Source organism: Sulfitobacter indolifex (assembly GCF_022788655.1).
Classification (GTDB): domain Bacteria; phylum Pseudomonadota; class Alphaproteobacteria; order Rhodobacterales; family Rhodobacteraceae; genus Sulfitobacter; species Sulfitobacter indolifex.
The window spans coordinates 199269-214193 of the sequence record NZ_CP084952.1 but is presented as its reverse complement, the minus strand read 5'-3'; the positions used below and the strand labels follow the sequence as shown (position 1 = coordinate 214193).

13 protein-coding genes are annotated in these 14925 nt (G+C 59.4%); all 13 read right to left on the bottom strand.

Going from position 1 to position 14925, the window contains the following annotated elements; genetic code table 11:
- Positions 1 to 160: 160 nt before the first annotated feature.
- The 13 genes from DSM14862_RS17015 to DSM14862_RS16955 all read right to left on the bottom strand — a co-directional run bounded on the left by DSM14862_RS17015 (position 161) and on the right by DSM14862_RS16955 (position 14848).
- Positions 161 to 745, bottom strand: a complete 585-nt coding sequence (locus tag DSM14862_RS17015) for a TadE/TadG family type IV pilus assembly protein (RefSeq protein WP_243254423.1) — start codon at positions 743 to 745, stop codon at positions 161 to 163.
- Positions 742 to 1275, bottom strand: a complete 534-nt coding sequence (locus tag DSM14862_RS17010) for a TadE/TadG family type IV pilus assembly protein (RefSeq protein ID WP_007121541.1) — start codon at positions 1273 to 1275, stop codon at positions 742 to 744. The genes DSM14862_RS17015 and DSM14862_RS17010 overlap by 4 nt, the downstream gene beginning before the upstream one ends.
- The gene (locus tag DSM14862_RS17005; RefSeq protein ID WP_243254422.1) at positions 1272 to 2963 is read right to left on the bottom strand and encodes a VWA domain-containing protein; all 1692 of its coding nucleotides are present in this window, start codon (positions 2961 to 2963) and stop codon (positions 1272 to 1274) included. Before DSM14862_RS17005 ends, DSM14862_RS17010 begins: the two co-directional genes overlap by 4 nt.
- Positions 2964 to 3397: 434 nt before the next feature.
- Positions 3398 to 4981, bottom strand: a complete 1584-nt coding sequence (locus tag DSM14862_RS17000) for a hypothetical protein (RefSeq protein WP_243254421.1) — start codon at positions 4979 to 4981, stop codon at positions 3398 to 3400.
- A gap of 525 nt (positions 4982 to 5506) precedes the next feature.
- Complete coding sequence (locus DSM14862_RS16995) at positions 5507 to 5746, bottom strand: pyridoxamine 5'-phosphate oxidase family protein (RefSeq protein WP_050770494.1); 240 nt, start codon at positions 5744 to 5746, stop codon at positions 5507 to 5509.
- Between the two features lie 573 nt (positions 5747 to 6319).
- Positions 6320 to 7414 carry an NADH:flavin oxidoreductase/NADH oxidase gene (locus tag DSM14862_RS16990; RefSeq protein ID WP_243254420.1) on the bottom strand — a complete coding sequence of 365 codons (1095 nt, stop codon included), beginning with the start codon at positions 7412 to 7414 and terminating at the stop codon, positions 6320 to 6322.
- A complete protein-coding gene (locus DSM14862_RS16985) occupies positions 7411 to 8166 on the bottom strand; it encodes an SDR family NAD(P)-dependent oxidoreductase (RefSeq protein ID WP_007121538.1) in 756 nt (251 codons plus the stop codon). Before DSM14862_RS16985 ends, DSM14862_RS16990 begins: the two co-directional genes overlap by 4 nt.
- Positions 8163 to 8903, bottom strand: a complete 741-nt coding sequence (locus DSM14862_RS16980) for an SDR family NAD(P)-dependent oxidoreductase (RefSeq protein ID WP_007121537.1) — start codon at positions 8901 to 8903, stop codon at positions 8163 to 8165. Before DSM14862_RS16980 ends, DSM14862_RS16985 begins: the two co-directional genes overlap by 4 nt.
- Positions 8900 to 9712, bottom strand: coding sequence for a polysaccharide deacetylase family protein (locus DSM14862_RS16975; RefSeq protein WP_243254419.1), 813 nt, complete (start codon positions 9710 to 9712; stop codon positions 8900 to 8902). The genes DSM14862_RS16980 and DSM14862_RS16975 overlap by 4 nt, the downstream gene beginning before the upstream one ends.
- A 70-nt stretch (positions 9713 to 9782) precedes the next feature.
- A complete protein-coding gene (locus DSM14862_RS16970) occupies positions 9783 to 11375 on the bottom strand; it encodes an ABC transporter substrate-binding protein (protein ID WP_243254418.1) in 1593 nt (530 codons plus the stop codon).
- 4 nt (positions 11376 to 11379) lie between these two features.
- The gene (locus DSM14862_RS16965) at positions 11380 to 13032 is read right to left on the bottom strand and encodes an ABC transporter ATP-binding protein (protein WP_007120961.1); all 1653 of its coding nucleotides are present in this window, start codon (positions 13030 to 13032) and stop codon (positions 11380 to 11382) included.
- The gene (locus DSM14862_RS16960; protein ID WP_007120960.1) at positions 13029 to 13871 is read right to left on the bottom strand and encodes an ABC transporter permease; all 843 of its coding nucleotides are present in this window, start codon (positions 13869 to 13871) and stop codon (positions 13029 to 13031) included. The genes DSM14862_RS16965 and DSM14862_RS16960 overlap by 4 nt, the downstream gene beginning before the upstream one ends.
- Positions 13868 to 14848: an ABC transporter permease gene (locus tag DSM14862_RS16955; protein WP_279625051.1), complete on the bottom strand. Its 981-nt coding sequence runs from the start codon at positions 14846 to 14848 to the stop codon at positions 13868 to 13870. The genes DSM14862_RS16960 and DSM14862_RS16955 overlap by 4 nt, the downstream gene beginning before the upstream one ends.
- Between the last annotated feature and the right edge of the window lie 77 nt (positions 14849 to 14925).

Below are 14925 nucleotides of genomic sequence, written 5' to 3'. Positions count from 1 at the left end.
GGCCCGCCTGGCCCCTGTTCTTTGGCCCGCCCTCTATTTAAGGCAGCATCGTTTTGTGTCGCGCCCTATGGCGCTGCCGAGGGGTCGCAGTTGGCTTAACATCCTGAGTTCATAAAGGCAGGCCAGTTTGCGCGAAGCTGCAGGGCTTCCTCCGAAAGGATCAGCTGGCGTTGTCGATTGTGCATTCTTCCCAACAAAGTTGCGGTGCAAAGCGCATGCGGGTGGCGTGAGACATATTGATCTCGGAGGGGTTCAGCCCAACGTTTGCAATTGGTTCGTGGGTGAAGGACGTCTCCACCAGCACCACCCGGTCGCCGCCAGTCATCAAGGGTACACGGGCGCGCTGCTCGCCCTCAGAAAAGTCGCGGTTGCGCAGACCTGCCATTCCAACGCCTTGCGAGAAATCAACCCGTAACACGCGGCGGGCGAGATTTTCGCAATTCCTCGCACAGCGCAACTGGGTGACTCGCAACGAGACACCATCGCCATATCGCGTCAGATGCCCTGCAATCGACTGCAGGCCTTCGAGGTGATCTGCATCAATGGGCATGGTTTGTCGCGACAGGCTATCGGCAATGACGGCAGTTGCGTCTGTGGCGATCGCCCGGACTCGAAACATGTCCGTGAAGGCCAGCATCGCAAGAATTGACCAAACTAGGAGGGGCAACAGAATGACAAAGACAATTGTCTGGCTCCCGCTCTCGTCCTTGAAAAAGGAGAACATGGTTTTGTTCGCACGTTTCATCCGCGAGGTTCCGTTACAAAAGCAGTGGTAATGTGCACGCCATAGGCGCCGTCAGAGCCCGCCGGCAGTTCACGCCCCAGGCCGGTGCCCGGAAGAAGAGGCTCAAAAAGACGGCAAACGCGCATCAGCATTATATTATTCTGCTGGCCGGCGGTGAAGTTGTTTGCCGGGTCATAATCCTCGGATCGATCAACACAGAGCGCCGGGCCGGAAACGTTATCCCATTCGGCCACCGGCAGCGCACGCATCTCAATCCGAATGCCGTCCAGGCACCCGGCAGTAAAGGAAGACCGCTCGCAGATCAGGGATTTCATCTCTTCATAGCCTGGGGGATTGGCCGTGGACAGACGCACATCCCTCACGGCCAGATTGGTTGCGCGGCGCAACATGATTTCGCGGGCGCTCCAAAGGCCCGTTTCGAGCGCCAAAAAGAAGAAGTAGAGTACCAGCGGCACCAATAGGACGAACTCAATGGTTACACCGCCTTCTTCAGACGCTCGGAAGGAGCTTCTTTTGAACAATGAGGTCATTTCGTTAGCCTGAGCATGGAAATGGACGCGGCGATCATGTCAAAGGCAGTTTGGATTTCCAGCCCATCGACATCGAAGTAATGAGCTTCGGTAGAGGCACATTCTTTCAGAAGGTCGAGGGAGTTCTGGCTGTCGACATCCATCCCGATCGCGTAGATCACAATACCAGCTCTCTGCGCTGCAGCACAGATGTTACGGAGGCGCCGATCCTTCTCGTCTGTGCCAATCGTACTATGCATGTTCTGCCAGAAGCTCTGCAAACGGGAATTCCATGACCACCACGAGTTGCCCTGCCGCCCATACAGGTTGTAGCCATAATATTCTGGGGACATTTCGGCCCAGACTTCAGGCCAAGACAGATGCTTTTCCTCTAGTTGATTTGCATAGCGCTCCAGTCTCGGGTTGTCGCGCAATGTATGCTCATCCCACATGCGCTCCTCTTCAAAAGGATGCGTGGCGTAGAAATAGCGCTCGTTGTTGGGCCAACTCCCGTCATTTGTACCGTTCGTTTCCGGTGCATCAACGGTATAGAAGAGGTGTGAAGCGGTAGACGTCGTTCGAATGACCTTTGCATCCCCCGACGCATACTCAGGCTGAAGGCGATACTCATTGTCGTTTTTGCCATCCGTCATCAGCACCAAGACCTTCATGCTGTTCTCGGCGTCATGTGGGTGAGGGCGCTCACGGAACGAAGCATCAACCTGACCTGATGCAATCAGCGCCGAGACAGGGCCTCGGGCAGAAGGGTCCAGCAGAGCCAAGCCCCATTTTGCCCCCATATCAATCGACGTTGAACCTTCAGGTGTAAGCGCCGCGATCTGTCTCTTAAGATCACTAACCGATTTGGAGAGAGGTGTGATCGAAAAACCCCCATCATGTCGACAGACCCACTGCCCGCTGCGGGGATCGCTGGTGGACATCTGCTGAAACTGGAAATGGCCTGTGCGCTGGAGCTCGGTCCTGGGGCTGATTGCCAAGTCCGTATAATCATCGGCATTAAAATCGACACAATGCGAGTAGTCATGCTCCTGGGTCACGGTATACTGCTCAAGCAAGTCTTCTCCCGCATTCACTTTTGTCGAATAGGGGATGATCGAGATTGAAACCCGATCTTCCTCGGAATCGTTTAAGATCGTCTCGACGAAATCACTTGCAGCACCTTTAAGCAGGTCAATTTTGGCGCCACCGCCTCCCCGTGCGGACCAAGCCATAGACCCTGATACATCAAGCACGAGCGAGATCTCGATATCTTCCACCCGCTCGGTCGCCTGAGAGGAGATCACCATGTTAAACCTTTCGATGTCGAAAAACCGAAAGAAGTAAGTGTTGAGTCCGCCAAGGATTGAGGCTTCCACCGTTCGGCCAACCAAGATGCCACCGATCTTGTCTTCGCGGGCGTCTACGCTGACACGCGAGGTATCAAGACCGGCAGCAGACAGGTAGCTGTACACCACATCTTCGGGGTTTAACTCCTGTGAAAGGCTCGCAGCCGCAAGCACAGCATTATCGAGATGGGTCTGGAACGTGGTCCGTGTGCGCTCGTGATTGGCCAGATCGACAGCAAGACCGCCACCCACGGTCATCACTAGGAAAAGCATGATCATGAGGACCAGCATGCCGCCGTCCTCCTCCTTCCGGAACTGATCTAGTTTCTTGACCAACAATGTTTTTATAGCACTGCGCCCCATGGGGTTTCCTCTTCTGCGGAGGTTACAATTGTACAAAGAAACTGCTGTGTGTGACGGTCTCGATATAGTTCGGCGAGCAAGCTCTCAGCTGGATTGGCGATATGTCGCGACTGTACATTTTTTGCCTTACTCATCGAATCTCATGAATAAAAGACCCTGGAAAAGAAGCCTTTTTATGGCGACATCAAGCACTTACTGTGATGAGAACCTGTCAGCCGCATTCACGCAGCACAACGGAGTGTCGGCAGCCTTGAGCTAAGTTTCCCGATGTATTTCTAAACCGAAGAGGATTGCATCGCGCCTGCTCACTCTCATAGGGGATGCGGGCGGTGGCGTGTAAACAAGGTGGGCGGAGCCCGCCCAGAAGAAACGGAAACGTGGGACAGCGCCCCTTTCCTGCTCTTTACTCGGCAGGAACCGCGGACCTGCGACCCTCAGGCGATAAGATCAAATTGGGCCATGTCACTTTTGAAACCGATGGTGGAAATTGTGCCGCCATCATCAAACGACCAGCTTTTGGCGTAGATTTCATGCGCGCTGTCGTTTCCATCAAAGGCATCCATATGGATAAATATGATCTCTGTGGCCAAGTTGACGACTTTGATATTGCTATAGGTGTGTAGCAAGAAATCCAGGAAAACCCGCGCATCTTGATCAAAAGTCTCAAGGCCCTGGACGCCTTGGATCGGGCTTAGCGGATTTGGCACATCCTTTGCGTCTTCGAGGTTCCACAATTGAGTGAGTTCAGTTTCAGCAATTTTGTCGAGGCTGGTGATTTCGAAGCTCCCGAATGCTGCGTCAAAGCTCTGCAAAAAACTGATTTCTTTAGCGGTCTCAGAGGCGGCATCTGCAGAAGATGCCGGTGGGGCCTCTTTTACTTTCTTGGCGCTCTCTGAAACGTCATCGCGCGCCATAGAACTCGGGGATGCCTCCGGTACATGAGTGGAAAGAATTGCAATTTCAGCGCTATGCGTTGGTTGTACGATCTCAAAAGCCGCAGGCGTCTCTGCGGTCGTCTCCATAGTGGGCGTCTCGGCTGGCCCTTCTTCATCAGAGGGTGCCGTCGTATCGATCTGTCGCTGCTGCAGTTTGGTGATCTCCGAGGCCATCAAAAGGGCAGCTTCTTTTTCTTTAACTTGGGTGAGTGCTGCGGACAGGCTTGCCAAGCTTAGCTTTTGCAAGGCGCCATTCTCATCTACAACTTCAAGTGCATTGCTCGCAGGCAGGGGCAGGCCTGCGGCAAGAGCAACAAGGCTCAAGCTGGCTCCTACGACTTTAGCGCCGTGTCCAGAGAAGCCAAGAGCCAAACCTTCACGGCTGGAGGACGCGATTGCCCCCTGTTTTGTCAGGTCCTGGTCCGCGGGAAGCGGGGGCGTTTTTTGAGCAACGTACGGCAGCTCATCTGCGTGATCTGTCGCAGGGTCGATGTCGCCGACTGCGTTTTTTTCCACGGAAGTGGGTCCTGTGCCTTCAGCCTCTCCTGCAGCAATCATAGGGGTGGCTGCAATGAGCTCATCTGACATCAGATAGATCGACCACACCAATGCTGCCAAAGCTGCTGCGGGGTGTATGAAGACCACATCGCGGTTGCGCTTTGCGATCGAGACAACGTTTTGCCCCGGTTGTCCGGCTTGCGTCACCGGTTTCACACGGCGTGAGAATTCAGCAACCAGATCTTGCAAGCTGTCGCCTTTGATGGGGGCGTCCTGCATCTGACTGGAGACCATATAGGCCCCGTCAAAACGGCTGAAGTGCACCAGCACCTCGTCTTGGCTGTCTATGAAGATAAACCACGGGTCTCCTTCATCGGTGACCCCGCGATCCACTTGGGTCGTCACACCGGCCAGGGCCAGGATCCGTTGCGTGCGGTAAAGATCCGCCAACTCCTGGTTGGACCACCCTGTGACCGGTGCAGGCAGGCTGCTGGGCTGTTGGAGAAAGGAAACGTTGGTGTCAGCGTCAGAGTGGCCATCATCGATAGCCTCATCTTCTCGTACTCTGCCGTAGAGGTCTGACATCTTGAAGCTGCCGGGCGCATCCTCGGCCTCAGTCAGACCAGAGACGGCCAGAGCACTCGACCTAATAGACCGTGGAAACCGAATAACATCAGACATCAAGCAAATCCTTTGCGCCACCATATCATTTTGAGGGCAAAGTCCAAGGTGTTATAACTGCCAACTCTTCGAGACGCGCGGTTTGTGGAGAACCCGTTCAGATTAGTTTCTTTCTCAACCATTGCAGAGGCGTAGGCGGGGGAGCGACGGTGCTTCTTGTCTTCGCAAAACTGCCGGTGAAGGAGGGTTCATCAAAGTGGCCGTGCGTGGCAAGTCAGACCCCGCGCCCCTCCGCAACAGCGAGATCGCCCCCCGATGCCAGCCTTTTGTACGGCTAAAGAATGAACTTGGGGACCCTTAGCGCGTCCTGTATTTTGCAAAGAGACATCAATCTTTCGCGCGCGGGCCTGCTGCCAGCACCTGTAATGGCCATTTTGAAGGCCACGCCCTACGCCTCCATGCAGGCTAAGAAATGCGGCGGCTGGCGCCTTACGGCCTGACCTCTCCTGCCTCCATCCCGTCCCAATAATGGCTCCGGTCGGCATGGACGTGGATCATGATCATCCCCGGGGTGTCTATCCCTTCTTTAGACCAATACTCGAGTTCCGGCACCCAGTGCTCTTCAAAGGTTGCGCGAACGTCGATCAAGCTCGCATGGCCCTGCACGTGGACCATCGCGCCCGGTTTACCGACAAGCCCCATCACCCCGCCCGAACCTTGGAACGACAACCCAACACAGTTATTGCTCCTTAGGTCGCGGATTTTGCGGCTGTCTTAGTGGCTATAAAAGCAGCTCTGTCCTCGATACGGTGCTCTGGACGTGGCGCAAGACAACAATAAGTGGGCATTTTTCTCTGGTCGAAACGGTTGCTGTCAGGTGCAGACAGGACAGACTGATTTGCTGGCTACATTCATGGCGTTGTCTCAGGTCAAGAAAGACTTCCGCGAAGATCTGTCTGAAAATGGTTGCTTCCGTCGATGCGTCTGGTGCCGAAGAACTCACTCACAAGGGCGTACAGGCTGCCAATGAGCGTCTGGCCTAGTACATGGACACTGCACGCAAGAAGGCGACCGGTAATTATTCAACTTGTGGCGGATGAGGCCAGTCACGCCGACGAGAAGAACATCGGCATGATGCACCAGCGGTAGAATATTCTGCACGTTTGGAGTGCGGCCTACCAGATATTGGCCCCCATAGCTCTATGGGGTCAGGGTGCATCTACGGTTGGCACGGGCCCCCTCGGCCCGGTGGGGATATCCACTCGTGCCTCGCCATCGGGTCGGCGGTCCTCACTGCAGATGTCAGCGTCCGCGGGTGGGACGATAGACCGTCGTCGCGCCATATTGATATTGCGGCGCCACGACGAGGTCGACTCCCAGCTCCTCGGCGGCATGCCAAGGCCAGCGCGGATTGTTGAGAAAGCCGCGCCCGATCGCCACGAGGTCGGCCTGTTTCGTGGCGATGATCGCCTCGGCGTGCAGCGGTGCACGGATCATGCCCACCGCCATCGTCGAAATTCCGATCTCGCGGCGGATACGATCGGCCGTCGCTATCTGGTAACCCGGCCCAACCGGAATCTTCGTTATCGTGTTGCCCCCACTGGAGATGTCCACGAAGTCGCAGCCCCGCGCACGCAACGCGCGTGCAAAACCTACCGCCTCGTCCGGGGTGATCCCATCTTGCGTCCAGTCGGTACTGTTGAAGCGCACGCCTACGGGAATAGCTTCAGGGACGACCGCGCGCACCGCTTCGAACACCGTCAAAGGAAGCCGCATCCGGTTCTCAAGGGTTCCCCCCCAACCATCCTCGCGCCGGTTGGCTAACGGTGACAGAAACGAGGACAGTAGGTAGCCATGCGCGGCATGGATTTCGATTACTTGGAACCCTAAGCGTACAGCGCGGCGGGCAGAGGCGGCGAAATCATCGACCACATCGGCGATCTCGGCCTCGATCATTGCGCGTGGTGTCGGCCAACCATCGGCAAATGGAAGTGCCGATGGTGCCGGAACCTCCCAGCCGCCCTGTTCGGCGCCGACATGACCCGCGCCCTCCCACGGCTTCAAGGTCGAGCCCTTGCGCCCAGCATGACCGAGCTGGATGCCGATCACTAAGTCCGACACCGCCCGCGTCCTGGACAGCCTTTCGGCAATGGCGGCCTCCTGCGCGTCGTTCCAAAGGCCCAAGCAGCCCAGCGTGATTCGCGCCTCGGGTGAAACGCCCGTAGCCTCGACCATCAGAAGCCCGGCGCGGGACAGCGCCATCTGCCCCCAGTGCAGCGAGTGCCAATCCCCCGCCACGCCTTCAGCGGCGCTATACTGGCACATCGGCGCCACGACGATACGATTGGCAAGCTCGGTCTCGGCGAGGCGATAGGGCGAAAACAAGGTGGCGGTCATCTAGGAAAACCTCTGCTGGTGGGATGGCTGTGGTTGGTGCGCGTGGTGGCCCAACCGCCATCGACGTTCAGGGTGATGCCGCTGACGAACCGGGCATCTGATGAGCACAGGAAGGACACCGCGCCTGCCACATCCTCGGGCAAGCCCGGACCAGGCAGTGGGGTGCCGTGGATCATCAATTGACGATAGATAGGATCTTTGAGCAGACCCCGGGTCAGGTCGGTATTGATCAGCCCCGGCGCCACAGCGTTCACGCGGATACCATGCGGGCCGTAATCTCCAGCCATCTGCCGAGTCAGCCCTTCGAGCCCAGCCTTGGAAGCAGCATAGGCGGCAGTGGTGCGAAAGCCCAATTGGCCATAGACCGAGGCCATGTGCACGATGCTGCCCTCACCTTCGGAGATCATCGCGGGCAAGGCAGCGCGGCTCAACCGCATGGCGGCACCTAGATTGACGTCAAGGATCTGGGCCCAGCGGTCGTCCTCAGTCTCGCTTACCGATTGGGCTCCCCCGATCCCGGCGTTGTTTACCAGCACCGCCAGCGGGCCAAGACCGTCCGCGATGCGGCAAAGACGCTCGGGGGTCTCGGCGGCCGCGACATCGGCCACAACGTCGTGGCGATGCTCGGCGCTGTCCGCGAAATCTTGGAGATCGCAGGCCACGAGCGAGAAGCCGTCTGCCAGAAGGCGCGCAGCCACGGCCTGACCGATTCCGATGGCCGCACCGGTGACGATGGCGACAGGACGGGTCATGCCAGTCGTCCGCCATCAACGGGCAGCACAGCCCCCGTGGTGAAGCTCGCGGCGTCTGAGAGCAGCCAGAGCACGGCCTCGGCCACCTCGTCGGGGCGGCCGAGCCGGGACATGGGGTGCATCCCGATCAGACGATCTCGTCGACCCGCGGCATCAGGCCCAGCGGTACTGCGCTCAAACATCTTGCTGTCGATCGAACCGGGACAGACAGCGTTCACTCGGATGCCCTCGGCCGCGAGGGCTATCGACAGCGAGCGGGTCATCGAGATCACCGCCGTCTTAGACATGGCATAAATTCCCAGATGCGCCGAGCCCAACAGCCCGGCGGTCGAGGCGATATTAACGATAGCGCCATGGCCACGGGACGTGGCACGCATGGCGCGCACCGCCGCCTGGGCGCAGGCGAGTGAGCCGCGCACGTTGATCGCCATCACCTGGTCTAAAGAGGCGGGGTCCACCTCGTCCAGCGATCCGGTGGGACCTTCGATGCCCGCACTGTTGACCAGCCCGTGCAGCGGGCCGATCCGGGCAAAAGCCGCAGCAACGGCTTGGCTATCGGTGATGTCAAGCGCTTGCGCCGCGCCGCCGGTTTCCTGCGCCAGCGCTCGCGCCGCTACCCCGTCGAGATCAAACAGTACCGGCACCGCCCCTGCCGCCGCAAGACGATGGGCGGCGGCACGCCCCAACGCTCCGGCAGCACCGGTGATGGCGATCCGCCGCCCCGCCATGCTGGTCATTTTGGGTTTGCCTGGTCCCAGGCGCTGGCGACCTGGTGTCCGGTAGCGATCCACACGTCGCTTTGCGAGGTAATATGTTCGATCATTCGGTGCAGCAGCCGCAGCCGAGACGGGCGTCCGGTGAATTGCGGGTGCATTACCAGGTTAAACAACCCTCCCATTTCGTGAATTGCGTCGAACTCGTCGCGCCAAATCTGGAACACCTCGTCGTTGCTCCGGATCGGGCGCGGGGTCTGGATCGCGAAGATCATGTAGGGCGCGTCGTCAGACGACCAATGCCATGGCAGCTCGACCGGGCCGGGGCGACCGTCCTCCAGGGTATGCCGATAAGGCGTGACATCGGTCATCAGCGAACTGTCGTAAAGCAGTCCAAATTCCTCGATCAGCGAGATCAGATTGGGCGAGGTCTCTCCGGCCGGCGATCGGTAACCGGTGGGGGTGATGCCGGCCACCCGGTTCAGCGCCTCTAACCCCTTTTCGAAGGCCGCGCGCTCGTCTTCTGGTTTTGACGGGTCAATCCATTCGTGCAAATAGCCGTGATGCCCAACTTCGTGTCCAGCCTCGAGAATGGCGTGCATGCGGTCGGGATACTTCTCGGCGGTCCAGCCGGGGGTGTAGAAGGTCGCAGGAAGATCGTGATCCTTGAGCACCTTGAGGATTTCGGGCACGCCGCGCTGCGCTCCATAGATGCCCTGGGACAGCACGCCAGGTTTTTTCGCATTGGCCGGATCGCGTGAGAGCCACAGCGTTTCGGCGTCGAAATCGAAGGTGAGCATGGTGGCGCTTTTTGCCCCGTTCGGCCATATCATGTGATATCTCCTGTGTTGTATGTGCAATCTGCCCCCCTCCGTGCCTAGCTCGGAGGGAGGGCGGGGCCGATCAGTCGGCCAGCTTTGCTTTACGATAAGTCTCGTTCACGCCGATGGCCGAGACCACCGTATCTTCATAACGGGTATCTAGTAGGGTCGGAAAATCAACCTCGACCAGCCAAGCCATCGGCACCTCGTCGGTGAGGATCTGCTGCACTTTGGTATAGGCCGCTTGGCGCTCTTCGTCGGTGACACCCCGCGCGCCTTCAGCGAAGAGTTCGTCTACCTCGGGGTTGGAATATCCCGTGCAGTTGGAATAGGCGACGCCTTTGCGGATGTTCGAGGACACGAAAAAACGTGCCACCCCCAGTGCCGGATCGCCAAACTGGTAGGGATAGTTCGAGGTCATCTGGAACTCCCAGTTGGCATAGCGTTGTGTCCAAGAAGCCGGGTCCGAGGGCTCGATTTCGACGCGGACGCCGATCGCGGCCAACTGCTGCTGGACCATCTCGGCAAAGCGGGCCCAAGTCTCGCCCCAGGGCAGGCGCAGAAACTTAACCGTAGTGCGGATGCCGTCGTCGTCCGGCGTCAGGCCCATCTCGTCCAGCAGCGCGCGGGCGCGATCTAGGTTCAGGTCATAGACGGTGACGTCATCGGTATAATACCGGGTTCGGTTGCTGATCGGCCCGGTGGCCGGTTTGCCCAGCCCGAAAAAAATAGCGTCCGAGAACAACGACCGGTCGAGCGCGTGGTTGATTGCCTTACGGAACCGCACGTCGTTAAACGGGGCCACACGGGTATTGAACTCAATCCGTGCGACCGGCGCATAGAATTCATACCCGCGCGAAATCAGGTCGAGGTGCGACATCTGCGAAAGACGGGGCACGTCAAACAGCTCAATGTCGAAGAATTGCGATTGCTGCACTTGCCCCTGTTCCAGCGCTACCGCGCGCGCGCCGGCATCGGGCAGAATCGGAAAAATCAACTCGTCCAGATGCGGCTGGCCCACGCCGTGGTAGTCGGGGTTGCGCTCGAGCCGGATATACTGGCCGCGCCGCCATTCGGCGAGCTTGAAGGGGCCGGTGCCGATCGGGGACTCGTTATTGGGGTTGGTTCGGTAATCGGTGCCCTCATAGAGATGCGCCGGAATCATCGGCGCAGTTGACATCTCGAAGCCCATCAGAAACGGTCCAAAGGGCTGTTTCAGTGTGAACTGCACGCGATGATCGTCCAGTGCTTTGATGCTCTCACAATTCTCGAAGATCGCGCGGGCCCGCGGATGCACCTCCATTAGAAAATCGCCGCAGGTGAAGACCACGTCTCGGGCGGTGAAGGGCTTGCCATCGTGCCAGGTGGCGTTTTCGACCAGATTGAACGTATAGATCAGGCCGTCGTCGCTGATTTCCCAGCTTTCGGCCAGACCGGGCTGCGGGTTGAAGTCGAAATCAAAGGTCAGCAGGCTTTCATAGATCTTGCCCGCCACAGTCTGGGTCGAGCCGTTTTGATCCAGCCCGATAAACAGGGTCGGGGGTTCGGGAAAGGCGATGATGTTCATGCTCTTTCCGCTCTGGCTCTGGGCACGTAAAGCGCCGGGCACGAGCCCGGCGAGAGCAACTGCGGCGGTACTGCTTTGCAGCAGGCCTCGTCTGGTCAGTCTGGTCATGGTGTTACTCCTTGCTGGTATGAGTAGGGCCGATCTCCGCGGCCCCTTGCTGCGGGTCGCCGTGCCAGGACCGGCCCGGCACAGCGCCCAGAAGTTCCTTGGTGTAATCATCCCCCGGGGACGAAAATACCTGGGTCACGGGGCCCTGTTCGACGATGCGGCCGCGATGCAATACAACCACCCGATCGCAGATATTCGAAGCGACGCGCAGGTCATGAGTGATGAACAGCATCGCCAGATCGAACTCGTCGCGGATCTCGCGCAGCAGGTCGAGAACCTGGGCCTGCACGCTCACGTCCAATGCCGACACCGCCTCGTCGGCGATCAGCAGGTCGGGCTCGACCGCCAGCGCCCGGGCAATGCCGATGCGCTGGCGCTGGCCGCCCGAGAATTCATGCGGGTAGCGCTCGGCCGCGGCGGCGTTCAGTCCGACGCGTTCCAAGAGCCGGGCCATGCGAGCCTGGGCCTTGCAGTGGGGAACCCCGTGGGCTAGCGGGCCCGACAAGATCGACCGGCCAATCCGATGCCGCGGGTTGAGCGAGGCGAACGGATCCTGGAACACCATCTGCGCCCGCGCGCGATAGGCCAGAAGATCGGCGCCGCGCACATGCGAGATGTCGCGCCCGTCGAAGCGGATCTCCCCGCCCTCGACCGAGGCGATGCGCATCAGGCACTGGCCGATGGTCGATTTTCCCGAACCGCTTTCGCCCACCAGCCCCAGCGTTTCGCCACGGCGGATGTCGAAGCTGACGCCATCGACGGCGCGCACTTCCTTGACACCGCGGATCGGACCGCCCGAACGGTAGATCTTGGTCAGATCTCGCACCGACAATAGCGGCGTCTCGCCACGCGCGGCGGCGGCGGTTTCACGAAAGCGCGGCACGGCGGCGATCAGCTTGCGGGTATAGGGATGCGCAGGGGCATTCAGAACCCGGTCGATCGGACCTTGTTCGACCACTTCGCCGTTCTGCATCACCGCCACTCGGTCGGCAATGTCGGCCACCACTCCGAAATCATGGGTGATAAACAGCACACCCATGCCCCGATCACGTTGCAACGCGCGGATCAGCCGCAGGATCTGCGCTTGAGTGGTCACGTCGAGCGCGGTGGTGGGTTCGTCCGCGATCAGGATGTCGGGCTCCATCGCCAGCGCCATCGCGATCATCACCCGCTGCCGTTGACCGCCCGACAGGCGGAACGGATATCGTTTCACGATACCCTCGGGGTCGGGTAGGCCCACCGCGCGCACCAGTTCCATCACCCGAGTGGGGCGGTCGCGCGCGGCCACGCCATGGGCCTCGAGCACCTGCGCAAGCTGATCGCCGATCCGGGCCACCGGGTTCAGCGAGGTCATGGGCTCTTGGAAGATCATCGATATCCGGTTGCCGCGAATGTCGCGCATCCGCCGCTCGGACAGGGACAACAGGTCGGTGCCCTGGAAATCTATGCGCCCCGACCGGATGGTCAGCAAGTCTGAGGGCAGCAGGTTCATCATCGCTGAGGCGGTGATCGACTTGCCCGACCCGCTCTCGCCCACGATGCACAGCACTTCCCCCCGTTCGAGGGTCAGGTTGACATCCTGCACAGCAAAGGCCCGCTCGCCCCCTTGCGGCAACGCGACGGTCAGCTTCTCGACGCTCAGCAGCGGGGCGGTCATTGGCGTCCCTTCCGGGCCAGACGCGGGTTGAACGCATCGTTCAGCGCCTCTCCCACGAGATTGAGGGCCAGCACCACTAGCAGGATCACGACGCCGGGAAAGAAGCTCATCCACCAAGCCTGGCGGATCACTGTCCGCGAAGCCCCAATCATATAGCCCCAACTCATCCGGTTGGGGGCGCCCAGACCAAGGAAGCTGATTGCCGCCTCGGTCAGGATCGCTGTGGCCACCATCAGTGATGCCATCGCGATCACCGGGGAGAGGGTGTTGGGCAGGATTTGCGACACGATGATGCGCGTGTGGCTTTCACCCAGTACAGTTGCCGCCCGCACGAAGTCGCGGCTGCGCAGGCTGGCAAATTCAGAACGGACCAAGCGGGCCACGGGCGGCCAGCTAACGACGCAAATAGCTATAATGATCGAGGTAACCGACGGCTCGAGAATCGCGACCATCAGCAGCGCAAAGACGAAGGTCGGGATGGTCTGGAAGAACTCGGTGATCCGCATCAGCACGTCATCCACCCAGCCTGCGAAATAACCCGAAATCGCGCCGATTACGACGCCGATGCTGACCGCCGCTACGGTCGAGAACAACCCCACGATCAGCGACATCCGCGCGCCATAGGCAAGCCCCGCGAGGATGTCACGTCCCAGCATATCTGTACCCAGCCAAACCTGCGGGTTCTCGAACGGTGGAACGAAGGGACGTGTGACCATCATCCAAGGGTCGCGCGGAAACAGCACCGGCGCGAAGATGGCTGCCAGCGTTGCCATTAACAGAATGGTAAAGCCGATCAGAGCCTTGGGGTCGGTTGCCAAGCGGCGCAGGGTCAGGGTCATACTTCGGCTCCAATCCGGGGATCGATGACGCGGTAGAGAAGATCGGTGATAATGTTGAAGGCGACGACCATGATCGAGGTGACGAAGAACACCCCAAGCAGAACCTGGTAGTCGCGCTGCAAAAGCGCGTCAAAGGCCAGCCGCCCAATGCCGGGCCAGCCGAACACAGTTTCGGTCAATATCGCCCCACCCACCAACTGCCCGGCTTGAATCCCCGCGAGCGTGATAATCGGCAAGAGCGCATTGCGCAGGATGTGGCTGCGCACTATGCGCCGGCGGGGCAAGCCCATCGCCCGTGCGGTGCGCACGAAGTCCTGATCGCGCACCTCAAGAATCGAGGCGCGGGTCATGCGGGCATAGACCGCCATGTAGAATAGACCCAGCGTAGTTGCTGGCAGAACCAGGTGGCGGGCCACGTCAAGAAAATAGGCCCAGCTGGTCAGGCGGCTCCCTACCTGCGTCATGCCGAAAGCTGGCAACCAGTCCAGATAAACCGAGAACAGTAGGATTGACATCAGCCCAACCCAGAACAGCGGCGTAGCGTAAAAGATTAGCGAGACCACTGAGATCACGAAATCAATCGGTCGTCCGGCGTTCAGCCCCGCGAGGCTGCCCATCGCGATCCCGCCAAGCAAGGCGATGGCAAAGGCGGTTCCAGTCAGCAGTAACGTCGCCGGCAACCGATCGAGGATCAGTTCGGACACTGCCGTGCCCTGGCGATAGGAATAGCCCAGGTCTCCTTGAAAGATGCCCGCAATATAGTCCCACGCCTGCACCGGCAGCGGCTGGTCCAGCCCGAACTGTGACCGTAATTGCAGCATGAACTTTTCGTCCGCGGCGCCAGCTTGCCCGGCCATGACACTGGCCGGATCGCCTGGCGCCAGCCGGATAAGGATGAAGTTCAGCAGCACGATGGCCAAGATCACCGCTACAGCCTTGGCTAGGCGCAGCACGATTGAAAGAAGCAGCCTGCTCACGACCAAGCCACCAATGGTGAATCCGCGCCTTTGAAAAGCCGAGACTGTATCACGAAAAATTCCACATTTCTAAGCTA

Excerpts from the sequence above, each read along its gene's own strand:
- DSM14862_RS17015 (WP_243254423.1), bottom strand. The coding sequence starts at position 745 with ATGAAACGTGCGAACAAAACCATGTTCTCCTTTTTCAAGGACGAGAGC.
- DSM14862_RS17010 (WP_007121541.1), bottom strand. The coding sequence starts at position 1,275 with ATGACCTCATTGTTCAAAAGAAGCTCCTTCCGAGCGTCTGAAGAAGGC.
- DSM14862_RS17005 (WP_243254422.1), bottom strand. The coding sequence starts at position 2,963 with ATGGGGCGCAGTGCTATAAAAACATTGTTGGTCAAGAAACTAGATCAG.
- DSM14862_RS17000 (WP_243254421.1), bottom strand. The coding sequence starts at position 4,981 with ATGTCAGACCTCTACGGCAGAGTACGAGAAGATGAGGCTATCGATGAT.
- DSM14862_RS16990 (WP_243254420.1), bottom strand. The coding sequence starts at position 7,414 with ATGACCGCCACCTTGTTTTCGCCCTATCGCCTCGCCGAGACCGAGCTT.
- DSM14862_RS16985 (WP_007121538.1), bottom strand. The coding sequence starts at position 8,166 with ATGACCCGTCCTGTCGCCATCGTCACCGGTGCGGCCATCGGAATCGGT.
- DSM14862_RS16980 (WP_007121537.1), bottom strand. The coding sequence starts at position 8,903 with ATGACCAGCATGGCGGGGCGGCGGATCGCCATCACCGGTGCTGCCGGA.
- DSM14862_RS16975 (WP_243254419.1), bottom strand. The coding sequence starts at position 9,712 with ATGATATGGCCGAACGGGGCAAAAAGCGCCACCATGCTCACCTTCGAT.
- DSM14862_RS16970 (WP_243254418.1), bottom strand. The coding sequence starts at position 11,375 with ATGACCAGACTGACCAGACGAGGCCTGCTGCAAAGCAGTACCGCCGCA.
- DSM14862_RS16965 (WP_007120961.1), bottom strand. The coding sequence starts at position 13,032 with ATGACCGCCCCGCTGCTGAGCGTCGAGAAGCTGACCGTCGCGTTGCCG.
- DSM14862_RS16960 (WP_007120960.1), bottom strand. The coding sequence starts at position 13,871 with ATGACCCTGACCCTGCGCCGCTTGGCAACCGACCCCAAGGCTCTGATC.